Source organism: Photobacterium ganghwense, from assembly GCF_003025595.1.
Lineage (GTDB): Bacteria > Pseudomonadota > Gammaproteobacteria > Enterobacterales > Vibrionaceae > Photobacterium > Photobacterium ganghwense.
Genome location: NZ_PYMI01000002.1, coordinates 629,917 through 645,013, shown reverse-complemented (window position 1 = coordinate 645,013; position 15,097 = coordinate 629,917). Strand labels below are relative to the sequence as shown.

The window sequence follows — 15,097 nt, the reverse complement described above, 5'->3', positions numbered from 1 at the left end:
TTTCCCTATTGAACTCAGACATTCTGATGGACAAAATTCAAGTTGATAGTTTCTGCACCTGCTTTTCTTAATTCAGAAGTGGCTTAACATCACATTCTCAGAACGGAATTGATACTCCCTTACGTTCATAAAACCCCATATTTGTGTGATAATTGAACGCATACTGATTACTTTCTATATTAGAACAAAATGCTATTTAAGCCCTTGATGTTCAAAATAATATGATTGAATATCTCACCTAACTGCTTATCGTTGTCCGCGGCGACAACTCCGTTTTCGCAATCGATTAAGATTCAGACACACAGGTTTCCCAGTCATGAAAAGTAAACATATTTCTACCCTCGCGGTCCATGGTGGCCATCAACAAGACGCTGGTCATAACGCTTTATTCTCACCCATTTATACAGCCAGCAGCTTCATTCAGCCAAACCTGCACGAAGGGGGAGAGTTCGCCTATTCTCGTGTCAGTAACCCGACCCGTCATGCCTACGAAACTGCGCTGGCTGATTTAGAGCAAGGCTGCTATGCCACGGCTACGGCTTCAGGGATGGCAGCAACCGCGCTGGCCATCGAACTCCTGCCTCATGGTTCCCACATTATTGCAATGAAAGGAGTTTATGGTGGCACCTATCGTTTGTTTGAGCGACTGCGTAAACAGAATAATCAGCTCAGTGTTGACTATATTGACCTGAATGATCTGGATCAGGTCAAACAATCCATTCGCCCTGAAACAAAAATGATCTGGATTGAAACCCCGACCAACCCACTACTAGAGCTGGTTGATATTGAAGCTGTATGCCAGTTGGCTAAACAGCATGATCTGCTGACCTGCGTCGACAACACCTTTGCCAGTGCCTGGAACCAAACTCCACTGACGCTGGGTGCGGATATCGTGATGCTTTCCACCAGCAAGTACATTGGCGGACATTCGGATTTGATTGGCGGTGCCCTGATTACCAACCGCGACGATCTGGCGAAAGAACTAGACTTCATCAAAACCACCGTCGGGGCCATTGCCTCACCGTTTGATGCCTATCTGGCACTGCGTGGTATGAAAACCCTGGCATTGCGTATGGAGCGTCAATGCAGCAATGCGCTGGAGGTTGCTCGTTTTCTGGAGTCTCACCCAAAGGTGGCGGATGTACATTATCCGGGTCTGGAAAGCCATCCTCAGCATGCACTGTGCAAGAAACAAATGCGATCCGGTGGTGCCGTAGTCACAGTACGCCTGAAAGGCGATGTGGAAACAACTAAACACTTTATTGGTAAACTGCAGTATTTCGTGCTGGCAGAGTCACTCGGAGGTGTGGAAAGCATGCTGAACCATTCAGCTTCCATGTCCCATGGCTCAATGACACCGGAAGAGCGAGAAGCCATTGGCGTTTATGACACCACTCTGCGCCTGTCGGTCGGCATTGAAGATATTCAGGATCTGCTGGCTGATCTTGAAAGCGCACTGCGCTGAGGGTAAGTCATGCAAGATTACGGAATCTGGACCGTTATCACCCCACTGGTAACCATTACCCTGGCAGTGTTAACCCGTCAGGTCATTCTCTCGTTATTGGCGGGGGCATTGGTCGGCTATACCGTCATGGCGGACTTTAATCCGCTGGTTGGCGTTCAGCATACCCTGGACAATATCATTGATGTGTTTGCATCTGCCGGAAATACACGCTCCATATTGTTCTGTTTCATGGTTGGCGGCATTATTCGGCTGGTTCAGGTAACCGGTGGTACACAAGGCATGGTGCACTGGCTGACAGAGAAGGCCAATGTCATCAATAACCGCTACGCTGTCCAGCTACTGGCAATGATCACCACAATGCTGATCTTCATTGAAAGCTCCATATCACTGATGTCAGCAGGCACAGTTACGCGGGATCTCGCCAGCCGATATAACATTTCCCGAGAGAAAATGGCGTATATCATTCAGTCATCCTGTGTATCGAGCTGCTCCAGTGTCATGATGAATGGCTGGGGTGCCGCTATGATGGCCATTATCGGGGTGCAGATCAGCAACGGTTTCCTGCAAGGTGAACCTTTCAACATTCTCCTGCATTCCATCCCGTATAACCTGATGGCGTGGTTTTCACTGGCCAGCGTTCTGTTTTACATTTTCAGTCAGAAATCCTGGGGGCCAATGGCCGTGGCCGACCGCCGTGCTGCCAGCGGCAAAGCCCTGCGGGATGGTGCATTTCCGATTGCCGGGCACGATGACGTGGAACTTATAACGTCAGACAGCCGTGGCCATCCACTGAACTTTGTCATTCCACTGGCCACCACCGTCATCATGGTACCCATTGGGTTATATATCACCGGTGATGGTAATATTGCCCATGGTTCAGGTTCAACGGCGGTTTTCTGGGCAGTCATGGCTGGCACGGCAGTATCTTTTGTCTACTTTCTCTGCCGTAACATCCTGACTGTGGATGAGTTTTTCACACACCTGCTGGCCGGATACTCCTCGATGATGCCACTGGGTGCGATCATGACACTGGCCTTTCTGATGGGTAATCTGTCAGCCGAACTGCACACCGGGCAATACATCACTCAGAGCATAGAGGGAGTACTACCCGCCGGCTTTTCGGCCAGCTTTGTATTCCTGATTGCTGCACTGATGTCGCTGGCAACTGGCACGTCATGGGGTACGTTCGCGATCATGATCCCTATCGGCGTGCAGATCAGTGCTGCAACCGGTATCGACCCGCATCTGATGATAGGCGCGGCGATTTCAGGCTCCATTTTTGGTGACATGACATCCCCTATCAGTGACACCGGGATTGTTTCATCCATGGCGACCGGTAATGACCATGTCGACCACATCAGAACTCAATTCCCCTATGTGCTGTTGACCGGTATGGCCGCTACCCTCTGCTTTGCGGTATTTGGCTGGATATCGCTCGGGTAGCCACCGAATTTGGCAGATGTCGATGGATTGCAGTATTACATGCAGATATAGGGCAGAACTCACGTTGCAGAGCCGCTCTCCATAGAGAGCGGCTTTTTTATGACTTATCCAAGACCTTTGAGAACGCCCCGCAAGACTTGCATTGATAACCGTGCTGATAGAAGAAAAGCGGAAATCCTAACAACAGAAAAACGACAAAGGCCGTTTTTTTACCTTTAGTGTATGGAACAAGCTGAGTGCTGCCACAACAGGGGCAGCTGTCACGTTCATCTGACACCCTCTGCCCTGAAGCTCTTACCCCGGCCGCCATAACACCAGATGCATCAGCCTCAAACGCATCAACCTCAAACACATTGGCTCCATCATCCAGACATTCAGAAAAGTCAGCCTGCAAGATGGTCAATGCCGCTTCGGCGTCAGAATCTTCCACCAACAAGCGAACCCCGCCAATGGCGTCAGAATAAAGCCATTGCATATTAACCGTATGCTCATCTGCCAGGGTACTTTCTATGCCAGCCGCCTCCAGATTCGTCTTTGCGAGGTGGGCTTCATGAGGAAATGAAAAACGGGCAACCACTTTCATTGGTTTTCTCCGTGCCGAAATGACTAATCGTAAGCTTATCAGGGATCTACTGCTGACACACAGGATATCTGTCCGCTTAAACCTTAACGAGGTGCTGCCCCTACTTTCCGGTCACATTGTGCTTACGGCGTAACCGGCATTTTTCCGTGAACCTTTATTTTTCTCTAACTATCAGATTCACAACGATTAAATGATTTTTATATGAAATTATGAAACGTGATTAACCCTACGTTCAATATTATTGTTCAAAAATTCAGAACGACTTGATTCAAATATTGACCTTTATCACAGCGACAAACAGGAATAATATAAATTTCAGACAGCGATATGAGAATGAATAAACTCAACCATTCTGAACACTCGCTGAATATAATAACCTAAAGCAATATTGGAGAAATTATTATGAAAAAAGTTAGCCTAACTCTTGCTGCTGTATTACTGTCTGTTTCATCACTGTCTTATGCTGACATTCAGGTGACAGATAGCGAAAACGGCGCCTGGATTAAAGTCACCGAAAATGGAAAACCTGCTGCAAATTCAGTGATTTCGGTAGAAAACCAACCACAAAGTCTTTCATCATTCAATACCGATGAAACGGGTCGCGTATTTATTCCACTTGCCATGAACCACTCAAGCTCAGTGAAATTTAAAGCTGTGACCACAGATGGTAATGAATATACCCGAACGGCTTTCCATAGCGTAAATAAAAAATAATCATGATGTTAGCGCCTGTAAATATGCCTTTTCATGGATGAAAAGGCGCAATTAACCCTAATATAAAATGGGATTAATAAGATAAAATCTTAACCTAAGCTGAACAATTTATTTGTTTTTTGAACCTCTTTAGGCCGCCCAGAATCCATTCGCCTACATCAAGTGATCCTTTCAATTTTATGTCGTTGCAGGCATGATGGTGTAACAATATGGCAACACCCGTATTTCAACGCCAAAACAGAAAAACTAATATGGCAAAGCCAAAGGGGTCCCACTTATCCGCGTAGCGATTATGTTGCGAGCACGTACAGGTCACCGAGCCCCTGCCCCCTTCCCAATAAGATAAAGGAATCGTATTAAATGGCTGAAAAACTCCGGATAGACATCATTTCCGATGTCGTTTGCCCTTGGTGCATCATCGGCTTTCAACGCCTGACACGGGCTATAGAAGAGCTGGGGGCTGAGGATAAGGTCACCATCGTCTGGCAACCTTTTCAGCTTAATCCGCATATTCCGCCGGAAGGGGAAAACTTGCGTGAACACCTGGCCAAAAAATATGGGGCCAGCACGGCGGAAAGTGTGCATGCCCGTAGTCACCTAACCCAACTGGGAGCAGAAATCGGTTTTCAGTTTGATTACTTTGATGAAATGAAAACGGTGAATACTCGCGACGCACATATCCTGCTGGGCTATGCCAGCGAGTTAGGCAAACAGACGGAGCTGGCAATGCGCCTGTTTTCGGCCTTCTTTTCCGAGCGCAAAGATATCTCTAACCGCTCAGTTTTAAGCGAAGCACTCACCGCTGTTGGTCTGGATACCCTTTCGGCTCTTTCAAAGCTGGATGACCCACAGAGTATCAATGAGCTGGAGGCCACTGTGGAGCAGCTCCGTCAACTTGGTGTTTCTTCAGTCCCGACTGTGGTATTTAATCAAACCGATGCCCTGACTGGCGCGCAGCCGGTTGAGGTCTATAAGCAGTTGCTCGAAGAATTCCTGTCAACTTCAGAGTAGTAACGGCTTTAACAGTACCAACAGCTTCATATCCCGAGCCGAAAGCAACGCGCTCACCGTATTTATCAGAAAGGGCAACCACGGTATAACCCACGGTATTCAGTGCCCTTTCTTTCTGGTTTAGAGCTGACTTGCCCGGGTACTTCGCCAGATATCGAGCACTTTACATTCATGGATGACAATCGATAAAAGAATCAACCCGCCTCCCAACATTTGTGGTCCGGTGACCAGTTGTCCCAGAAAAATAAAACCAATGATTAGTGCAAAAATAGGCTCAGTTAGTTCAATCAGCTGAACAGACTGACTGCCGATCAACGTTAGGGATTGCGTGGTACACCAAAAGCCGCCAATCGTCGGTAGCAGTGCAAGCATCATCAGGAAATACAACCCTAAACCTGTCGGAAGACTCCAGCCTTGCAACGTAAAAGGAACAAACAGGTACACCACACCGAAAATCAGTAACGTACCTACCGGTATCAGGCCACCGCCTAAGCCAAGTTTTTTGGTCAGAACCAGAAAACAGGCATACCCCAGCCCCGCGACTACCGCGAGAAATAACCCATATTCCCCATGCTCTGCCAGCGCACGAGTATCAACAAACACAAGATACAGCCCCAAAATTGCCAGTAACATCGCTATCATTTCATGTCGGTTAATCCAACGACGTTCCAGCGCAGCATTAAGCAAGAAGGTTGCAACTGTAGACGCGCCAAATAAACAGAACACGACTACCGCGACGTTGATGTACTGGTAGGCGGACGTTTCAAAGTAGTAGAGTACAAAAAATCCAAAAAACGCGCAGATCGCCGTGTGCTTCCAGTATTGTCTGATGTACCGTAACCAAGCTCGGAATTGACCGGTGACCAACAACAGACACCCGATGGTTATCAATGCAATCAAGCATTTATAAAAGGCCACCGCTTCGGACGGCATCCCCATTTGGAACAAACTGACACTGAACAAACCCACTGTGCCATTCAATATGGCCGCCAGCACCGCCAGTAACGCACCGTATACTTTCATCTTTTCTTCCCTGTCTTATCTGCCTTGATGCCGATTTCCTACTGAGTCACGACGCTTCGAAAATAGCATTTGTTCATTATCATCATTGTTTTTATCCATTACCCGATGCTCACAGGGTAATGTTCAAATCCGTCGTGTTCGCAGCGTCTTACGTCCAGTTTCCCGGCATCGGCAAAGACACCGGGAAACGCTCAGTTATACATTGCTTAATCACGGGCGATGGCTTGCGCCAGGCTGGTCTTGTCGCAACTGACTTTGTCATAACTAGCTCTGTCATAACTAGCCTTGTTATAAGTAGCCATGTCGTCATCCGTTTTAGCCGGAACAGTCCTTGCTGCTTTTGGCTTAAGGGTGATCAACAGAATACCGGCCAGGAACACGCACGACGCCGCAATTTGTGTTACCGACAACACCTCGTCATAGATCAGCCAGCCACTGAGCACACCAAACACCGGCACCAATAAGTTCAGCGGTACCACTGTGCTCATCGGATATTTCAGCAGCATCCTGTTCCACAACCAGTAACCAAACAAGGTGGTCGGGTAAGCCTGAAACAACACAGCCACTGTCGTCGAACCATCCCACGCCTGGTAGGCTTGAACCAGAACGTCAGTACCGTTTAATCCGATGCTGAGCCCGACCAACGGCAGCGGCGCAAACAGCATCCCCCACACATTAAAAGCAAAAACCTGTTTCACATTGGCTTTCTTCACTATCATGCTGACGATGGGCCAGGAGATACTGGCCATTAATACCAGTGCCAGACCAAATGGGGTGATATTCCCCTGAGTCCCGATAATGGATATCACCAATCCCGCCATCGCCAATACGCTTCCAATCGCCTTGTTACGACTCATGGACTCTTTGTAGACGAGAACCCCAACCAAAATACTGAACAGCACGTTGGACTGAAGAAGTACCGATGTCATGCCAGAAGAAACGCCGGCCGTGATTGACCACGACGCCATTCCCCAGACACCCACACCAAACACCACACCGTAGCTGAATAAATACCGCCACGAGACATCTGGCTTGGGAATAAAAAAGATGATTGGAAACACGGCCAACGAAAAACGCGCGGCCACCACCAGTAAAGGATCAACATCTGTCACCCCCATTTTGATCATGGAGAAGTTGAACCCCCATATCAGCATTACCAACACCACCAAACCTAAATCTTTACGAGCCATACTCCCTCCCTTTCTCTGCATTTTTATTGTTGGAATAACGGTAGTGTGGCTTGTTCATATCAACCGGTACAGATACAATTTTTAAAAACAAAACCAGTACAGTTGCTAAACCGTGAACTAAAACCAGGATGTACTTCCATGACAACAAACGGGCAGCACACTGGTTGCCGCTACCAGGCACGCGGCAAAAAACACGCCAAAGCAAGCATGATGAGATAGGGATAAAACACGTGATGAGTGACGTAATGAATGAACAATCAGGCGCAAAGTCACCGAGATACAAGCAGTTAGCTAACAAGTTTGTTGCCGATATTCATGCCGGACGCTTAAAGCCGGGAACCCGCATGCCCTCGCTTCGTCAGTTTGCCCGACAACAGCAGGTCAGCATCTCGACGGCTGTCAGCTGTTATGAAGAACTCAAGTCATTGGGTTGGATTTCAGCCCGTCCTCAGTCTGGCTTTTACATCTCCTCAGCCGAATTACCCCAAGATTCGTCGCATCCCTATCCGCAATGGAGCCAGTTTGTCAGCCAGGTCTCCACCCCAAAACCGGCACAAACCGTCTTTGAACATGGTCCTCTCGGCGTCTCGTTTTCTCCACTGGATGAGCAGGCGGTACGTGAAATGGAAACCAGCTTTCGCCGTGCGATAAGACGGATCGGCGACCGATTGTCCCGCTACCCCGACTATCAGGGCGAAATCTCACTGCGTCAGGCACTGGCCAACCACTTTACCCAGCAAGGCTTTCCTTTTCAGGCTGGAGAGCTGGTCATCAGCCATGGCTGTCTGTCGGCAATCAAAGCCGCGCTGGAAACCTGTACCCGGCCTGGTGATGCCGTAGCCATCAACTCCCCCTGTTTCAATGGCCTGCTGGAGTTGCTGGCGCAAATGTCACTGAACATTGTCGAAATCCCGTCATTGGACGAAGGCATTGACTTGGCACAGTTGGAATTTCATCTGAAAGCGGGAAATGTTCAGGCGGGGCTGTTCAGCACAACATTTATGAATCCGCAGGGCATTACCATGTCCGTTGAGCAAAAAAAGCACCTAGCAAAACTCGCGAATCACTACCAAACCCCCATTATTGAAGACGATGTCTACCTAGAGTTATCGCACATGGGTGAGTTTGTTCTGCCAGCCAAATATTATGACGACGAGGGGTATATTCTGTGGTGTGGGTCGGTGTCTAAAACCTTGTCACCTAGCTACCGGTTGGGCTGGTGTCTGCCGGGAAGGTATCTTGAAATATATCTGGCTAAATTTTCTGCCGGATCGTTTGGCGTTGCCACTCAAATCCAGCTGGCGATTGCAGATGCTATCGAAACCGGGGCCTACACTCGTCTGCTCAGGAAAAAACAGATTCAGCTTTTAGGCCAAAAGCAGCGATACAGCGACTTCCTTCGCCAGCACCTGCCGAAAAACAGCCGTATCAGCCAACCGCAAGGCGGCATTGTACTCTGGTTACAAATCCCGGGGCTGGATGTAAAGGCAATGGAGCAGGATCTCCAAAAACACAAGGTCGACATTCGCCTTGGGCCGTTGTTTACTTCGCTCTCGCTCTATCAGGATTGTCTCCGGATTAATATCGGATATCCGCTCAATGAGGCGGTCAAAGAAGAATTGCAGACACTGATCGCGATTATTCGACGTCACATTACCTCAGACGACTGACAAAACTGGCCGGGGGTTATTCCAAATCGGATCTTAAATGCTTTGATGTAGGATGAGTCATTCTGATACCCGACCTGATGTGCAACAGCCTGTACCGGCACACCGGCATCTAGCAAGGATAAGGAATAAATCAGACGCAGCTGCTGTCGCCACAGGGCAAAAGAAGTATTGAATTCTTTAACAAAAAGACGAGACAGTGTCCGCTCTGAGGCGCCAACAACCGCCCCCCATTTGGCCAACGACCAGTCCAGAGAAGGGGCGTCAGTTAACTGGTCAAAAATCTGTCTGATTCGCCTGTCTTGGGGGATGAGCAAACTGTAGGAATATGACTCTTCCTGATGAACCTGATCATACAGCACATCCAGTAAACGCAGCCGCTTATCGCGTTCTTCATCGTTCTGAGAGTGTAACCCGTTGTCCCACTTCTGGCATTCCTGATGTAATAGCAGAATCAGCGACTTCAAAAACGGCGTCATCGAAACTGGTTTTAGTCGATCACTGTAGCGGCGACCAAACGACGGATTAATATACAAGCCAATAAAGCGTGTTTCTGTCAGCGCCACTGACTCATGACGAACCCCTGCCGGAACAAACAGCGCCGACGTATGCGGCACCAGAAATTGCCGTTTCTGTTGCAGATATGAAGATAAAGGTGAATAGCACCCGGCGGCTTCAGTCGCTTTTGTTGCTTCTGTTATTTGTGCTGATTTTATAACTGAGGTTACATCTGTTGCTTGAGTCTGCACGACCCCTTTTACCGGAAAAATCAATTGATGCCAGGTATGGTGATGCCAACTGTCTACCCAGCCTTTCGGCATCCCTATCACTTTGGCCCACACAACCTGATCGGGTTGGCTGGCTATAAATTCATTCGCGGGCACATCTTGGCGGGTTAGCATGGTTTAGTGTCTTTACAGCCTTATACGGACATCAAGTGCAAATTGTAACATGTCTTTGTTTTCAAAGCAGAGAGGCCAATATGCACATTCATTTTATCATTCACGAGTCATTTGAAGGGCCAGGCTATTTTAGCCTGTGGGCGCAGAAGCACCAGTACACCGTGTCTACCAGTCGGGTCTATCTGAGTGAGCCGCTGCCAGATTTAGATAACGAGACTCAAAGTCGTTTTGATCTGTTAATCGTCCTGGGAGGACCTCAAAACCCTGCCACATCCCAAGATGAATGCCCACACTTTGACACTTACGCCGAACAGCGACTGATTCGTGACGCAATCAGCAGGCAAAAAGCTGTCGTGGGCGTTTGTTTAGGCGCGCAACTGATCGGTGAAGCGCTTGGCGCAACGTACTCAGCCAGCCCGGAGAAAGAAATCGGCTACTTCCCTGTCAGACTGTCGGATCAAGGGCAATCAGATCCCAAGCTCTCCACCTTCAAGGCAGAAGAATTAGTCGGCCACTGGCACAACGACATGCCGGGGCTGACTGCTGACAGCCAGATACTGGCCACCAGCGAAGGCTGCCCACGACAGATTGTTCGCTACTCCAACCTGGTTTATGGCTTTCAGTGTCATCTGGAATTTCTGCAGGAACAGCTGCAGCCACTGATTGAGCACGACGCACCAGTTTTTTGTCAGCAGGAAACCGCCCGCTCTCCGGCACGTTTTGTCCAGATGCCGGCAGAAATACTGGCTTACGACACGACACGCATGAATCAGCTACTTGGTGATTTTCTCGATAAATTGGTAGCAGACTACAAGAAGGAACAAACAAAAACGAAGTGACCGTCACTTCTGGGTAACAAACCAATAAAAAGCCCGCCGGTTTATTGTATTAGCGGGCTTGTTATATCCATTGCCAGATAAAACTCAGACGATTGGATTATTCCAGTTCAAGCTGCACATATGAGGTTTTGTAAGGCGATATTGTGAAAACCCCTGTCGTATATGATTCTTTCCCCATCCCATTACTGGAAACTTTCATATAGTAGCTCCCCGCCGGGATTACGATTTCATTATGGTAATCAGCCGAGCCAAAACTGATGCTCTTGGAGACTAACCAACCATCCGGAGATACCTGATATAAATACCCACCACATGCAACTTTTCCAACCCCTGGATGCGCGCAGTAATCCATCGCTAGCCTGGTCTGTCCTTTGGGGTTTTTTCCCTGTTTGACAACTTTGATCGCACCATAATCACGGGAGGTTTTTTCCGCCGCTAGAATATTTATTCTCTCAGAGTTGACAGAATACGATTTTTCCGTTCCCGAGCTTGGTAGATTCGTTTTCGCTGTTATTGCTTTTTGTGATGATCCAAATACACCGTTAATTGCGCCATTAATACCATCATTCACAACAGTCTCAATATCATTGCTGGCACAACCAGACATTAGAAACAGCAGTGCAGATACAGCCGTAAACTTTTTCATTCATCACATCCTAAATTGTCATGAAATAGACTCTAAAAATAAACTCAAGCCATTACATAACAACCTAATATGCAACAAGCCTCGCAGCTATTATTCACATTTTTAACATTCGGAAAAGTTCTTAAAACGCTCGACCTCACAGTTTTAAGAATCGAAGGATAACTTTTGCACGAAAAAGCAAACATTCAACACTTCAGGTACAGCTGCACTCACTTTAAATTCAAACAAAAGTCAGCTGTGTTGTCATAAAGGGCCTTAAAACTGAACATCAACCACAATGGAATCCGTATAAATACCAGGAGGTGGAGTAGCTTGATCAGTTAAAATGGTAGCGGAGTAATTAAATGTCTGTGGTGTTATTCCATCAGGGGAACCCGCCCCACCATCGGCATCACCAGAACCACGCCGTTCACCGTTTGTACTTCCCCATCTATCCGTCCCTGAAGACTTATAAATTTCATAGGCCAGGTAATCGCTGCCAAAAGCCATTCGGCGTTGACCACTGACACTGTTCTGCCCATCGCTTAGTCCAACGGTATACACGCTGCCTTTAGTACAAGTTAACGAAATGGTTTGGTTAACAGGATCAAAGCCGGCTACAAGTGGGGCAGTACCAAAATTAAGGTCTGGTGCTGTAATAATACAATCAGGCGTTACTGTCAGTTCCAGGGTAATGGTACTTTGTGCCGAACCGCTATTACTACCGATACATATTTCGCCTACACTCACCACGCAGTAGGCCCACACCCATGAAACAGTGATGTGGTCGGTATATACGCCTGCTGACAGGTTGCTGTTTGCTTGGGTGCGAACATATAACGGAAACTCTGCCGATTTGCCAAAAAGATCAAATAGCTCGATCAAACCAGCGTCGAAGAAATTATAAGTCTGATCAAACTCGTACTTAAAGCTCAGGGCTGAGTCCGCAAAAATCTGATAAGCAAGGCTCGATTCAGAGTCCGCCTTAGTTTTCATTTGTCCGGCACCATTACTGGTAAACCTAACTGAAACTTTATCCCCGCTTAATACCGACAAAACAGAAACAAAATCACAGGTGATCCCCGCATGAGGCTGCGCGGAGCTTTGCTGCGGTGCCGTATTTACTGTCAGTGACGAGACACTACCAAACTGAACAAGGGGTGTTGGAGCTGTCAATTCACAGGCTATGCCAGGCATTGCCATTAACAGTAATAACCAAACACAACACACTCGGCTAGCTGTCATTGCAAACGCTCTCCATGTTCAGTTACGCAGGTTTGCTCACCAAGCATTTGTATCTCATGGCCTGATTGTTGATAAAGAGACTGGATGGCCACTCGGCAAGGTAAGCTATCCTGGGGATAAAAAGTAATAAACTCTCCGGGATTGCTCCCTTCGAAATAGGAAAAGCCATCCCACCCAATTTGGCTGGACAGCCCCGTATCAGAAACGCCATATGTACCTAGCGGGAGGTACTGGCCGTGTGAATCCAAAACTACCATGCTCAGCGCAACCTGCAAACTAACGGGGAAGCGCATCAGGTAACCATAGCCGGCATAGACAGATGCAAACTGCTCTGTGGTTGTAATCCGAGCATTGGCCGGCAAATTAAGGGGATCAATTTCATACTTCGCGGTGTAATAGGCCGTTGTCCAGGGAATGAGTAAATAGCCATTATCATTAGTCAACCCAACCACCTGATTTTCATACTTAACCGGAATATCACTGAAACCATCGGTACTGATTACGACAAAGCTGTCACTCACCTGATTAGCAGGAAATAACGTCCCGTCCATTAGGGCAATCGAGCCCGTGAATTCTGCATACTTATCATACTCACCGTTGACTCCGGATAGCCCGGTACGAAACTGAGCCCAGGAGGCTCGATAGGTAAGGTCGGCCTGCTTTCGATTGTCAGGTTTTTCATTGAGATCATGGGCAAGACTAATCCCCCAGCCGCCATCTAACGGCGCAAGTCGACTATAGCCTAACCGGCCATTCACATTGCCTTTTTCTTCCCTGCGAACCGTAAGCCCGACACTTCCGTTTTCAGTCCCGAGCGGTAATGAAAACTGCGCAAATGAAACAGATTCACCGTCGAAATCACGATTAAATGACAGTGACATATTGATATTAAACGGCAGGGGATAACTGTAAGTGATATTCAGGGTTCGTGAGCGAGCATCAGGCTGCTGAATATCAAAGTAACCTCCAGAAACCGATCCCCACACCCCTAGGCGAACACCCGCATTGACCTGAGTGACACGTTTTGGCTTATCGGGAAAAGAGTCAGGTTTATTGTTACCTGCTGGCAAAACAGTGCTCGCTAATGTCGAGAAACTGGCTTCTTCCTGCTGGGTGCGAATACCAAAGCTGTAACGTCGGGATTGATAGCTATAACCGATTGAATGTGCATAAGCGCGGTCATGAGCATTGCTCACTCGTACCGATGCATCGACCGTACCCAAATCAAAAACATTCATCACCACACCTGCACCAGACACCATCAGGTTATCAGTGATTTCCGTTTGCGTTTCAACAGTCAGACGCTCTGTTAATCCGAATCGCAATGCAGCCGTCAGGGCACCATCGCCGTAGTCATTTGAGTCATTGCCATAATTTTCCCTCAGTACGCCAAGACTAATGTTGTAAGAGGCATAACCCGGCTTCAATAACTGGGGGGACAGAAAGAATGGTGTGGTAATGGCCGTTTGACGCCCTTGGGCATCCGTCACAATCACGGTTGCTTCTCCAGCACCGGAGATCATCGGAATATTATTGATAACGTACGGCCCGGCTCCGACCATTATCGAATCCGTTTTCTGACCGTTCACAAACAAGTCCAGCGTGGTAGGAACGGTGGTTTCCCCATAAAACGCGGGTAACGGAGCGGTTACCACATCAGGTCTCATAGAAAAATCATGTGACAACTGAACCCCTGCCATGCGGGCAGGCTGCGTCCAGGACAGTGGCCTGACGATAAAGTCACCGGCCTCTAAACGCAGTAATCTCCCCTGATCCGCATACTCATAGCGTGTCTCAAAACGGGTATATTGACTGTCGGATAACTCTGTAGAATTGTGATTAACAACAAATTGATACAACCCTGTGGTCGTCAACACCCCCAGCTCTGAGAATGCTCGCAAATCATGATTCAGGGAAAAATTTGTTTGGTGCGTCTCATTGCCGCTCAAACCAAAAACAGAGTAATTCAGCAGCCCTCCCCGGCCATATTGTGCAGGACGGAACCGATTAGCATCATGCGCCGAGACATTCTGAACCGGTAACCAGTGAGCAGGCACATTGATCGCTAACTGCTGTGTGAGCTGAAGATAGTTCACACTTACTCCCGGCAAATTAGATACGTCCAGCAGTGCCGATCTCATCCCCGCTGAATCAGGCAAAGCTTGCTCAAGAACACCGACAGCAATCAAATCGTCTGAAGCAATAAAATATGAGCGTCCGTTACGTTTCACATCCACGATCACGCCTGTTTCAACCTGATTAATTACCAGCTCCAATTTAAGATTCATCTTTTGAAAATACTCTGCGGAGTAGTGTTCCGGTTCAGGCAAATTCTGTAGCGGCAGTGCCATTTGTTCACAGTGACCCGATGCGTGAAAAAAGCTAAGAAT

The 15,097-nt window shown here is 47.9% G+C and carries 13 protein-coding genes; 6 read left to right on the top strand and 7 right to left on the bottom strand.

The window, feature by feature from the left end:
* The first annotated feature begins 316 nt into the window (after positions 1-316).
* Together C9I92_RS08760 and C9I92_RS08755 are read left to right on the top strand one after the other, a co-directional pair.
* Positions 317-1,465 carry a trans-sulfuration enzyme family protein gene (locus C9I92_RS08760; protein WP_047884666.1) on the top strand — a complete coding sequence of 383 codons (1,149 nt, stop codon included), beginning with the start codon at positions 317-319 and terminating at the stop codon, positions 1,463-1,465.
* A 9-nt stretch (positions 1,466-1,474) separates the two neighbouring features.
* Complete coding sequence (locus C9I92_RS08755) at positions 1,475-2,908, top strand: Na+/H+ antiporter NhaC family protein (protein WP_047884667.1); 1,434 nt, start codon at positions 1,475-1,477, stop codon at positions 2,906-2,908.
* A gap of 97 nt (positions 2,909-3,005) precedes the next feature.
* Here the strand turns inward: C9I92_RS08755 and C9I92_RS08750 are convergent, their stop codons facing one another.
* Positions 3,006-3,491, bottom strand: coding sequence for a putative signal transducing protein (locus C9I92_RS08750; RefSeq protein WP_047884668.1), 486 nt, complete (start codon positions 3,489-3,491; stop codon positions 3,006-3,008).
* 402 nt (positions 3,492-3,893) lie between these two features.
* On the opposite strand from C9I92_RS08750, the gene C9I92_RS08745 reads away from it, so the two are divergent.
* The gene (locus C9I92_RS08745; RefSeq protein WP_047884669.1) at positions 3,894-4,205 is read left to right on the top strand and encodes a hypothetical protein; all 312 of its coding nucleotides are present in this window, start codon (positions 3,894-3,896) and stop codon (positions 4,203-4,205) included.
* A 360-nt stretch (positions 4,206-4,565) separates the two neighbouring features.
* On the top strand, positions 4,566-5,216 hold the full coding sequence (locus C9I92_RS08740; RefSeq protein WP_047884670.1) for a DsbA family oxidoreductase: 651 nt from the start codon (positions 4,566-4,568) through the stop codon (positions 5,214-5,216).
* 120 nt (positions 5,217-5,336) lie between these two features.
* Here C9I92_RS08740 and C9I92_RS08735 read toward each other — a convergent pair whose 3' ends face one another.
* Positions 5,337-6,239 carry a DMT family transporter gene (locus tag C9I92_RS08735; protein ID WP_047884671.1) on the bottom strand — a complete coding sequence of 301 codons (903 nt, stop codon included), beginning with the start codon at positions 6,237-6,239 and terminating at the stop codon, positions 5,337-5,339.
* A gap of 206 nt (positions 6,240-6,445) precedes the next feature.
* Positions 6,446-7,429 carry an EamA family transporter gene (locus tag C9I92_RS08730; protein ID WP_084712519.1) on the bottom strand — a complete coding sequence of 328 codons (984 nt, stop codon included), beginning with the start codon at positions 7,427-7,429 and terminating at the stop codon, positions 6,446-6,448.
* 233 nt (positions 7,430-7,662) lie between these two features.
* Here C9I92_RS08730 and C9I92_RS08725 point away from each other — a divergent pair, with 233 nt between their 5' ends.
* Entirely contained in the window at positions 7,663-9,099 is a 1,437-nt protein-coding gene (locus C9I92_RS08725; protein ID WP_249037522.1) for an aminotransferase-like domain-containing protein, read from the top strand.
* Here the strand turns inward: C9I92_RS08725 and C9I92_RS08720 are convergent.
* Positions 9,078-9,998, bottom strand: coding sequence for an AraC family transcriptional regulator (locus C9I92_RS08720; protein ID WP_047884673.1), 921 nt, complete (start codon positions 9,996-9,998; stop codon positions 9,078-9,080). The two genes, C9I92_RS08725 and C9I92_RS08720, sit on opposite strands and share 22 nt — an antisense overlap.
* Before the next feature lie 80 nt (positions 9,999-10,078).
* Here C9I92_RS08720 and C9I92_RS08715 point away from each other — a divergent pair, with 80 nt between their 5' ends.
* On the top strand, positions 10,079-10,837 hold the full coding sequence (locus C9I92_RS08715) for a glutamine amidotransferase-related protein (RefSeq protein ID WP_047884674.1): 759 nt from the start codon (positions 10,079-10,081) through the stop codon (positions 10,835-10,837).
* A gap of 97 nt (positions 10,838-10,934) precedes the next feature.
* Here C9I92_RS08715 and C9I92_RS08710 read toward each other — a convergent pair whose 3' ends face one another.
* The 3 genes from C9I92_RS08710 to C9I92_RS08700 all read right to left on the bottom strand — a co-directional run bounded on the left by C9I92_RS08710 (position 10,935) and on the right by C9I92_RS08700 (position 15,058).
* Positions 10,935-11,483: an META domain-containing protein gene (locus tag C9I92_RS08710; RefSeq protein WP_047884675.1), complete on the bottom strand. Its 549-nt coding sequence runs from the start codon at positions 11,481-11,483 to the stop codon at positions 10,935-10,937.
* A gap of 255 nt (positions 11,484-11,738) precedes the next feature.
* The gene (locus tag C9I92_RS08705) at positions 11,739-12,707 is read right to left on the bottom strand and encodes a Csu type fimbrial protein (RefSeq protein WP_053061775.1); all 969 of its coding nucleotides are present in this window, start codon (positions 12,705-12,707) and stop codon (positions 11,739-11,741) included.
* Positions 12,704-15,058, bottom strand: a complete 2,355-nt coding sequence (locus C9I92_RS08700; RefSeq protein WP_053061790.1) for a fimbria/pilus outer membrane usher protein — start codon at positions 15,056-15,058, stop codon at positions 12,704-12,706. Before C9I92_RS08700 ends, C9I92_RS08705 begins: the two co-directional genes overlap by 4 nt.
* Positions 15,059-15,097 lie beyond the last annotated feature (39 nt).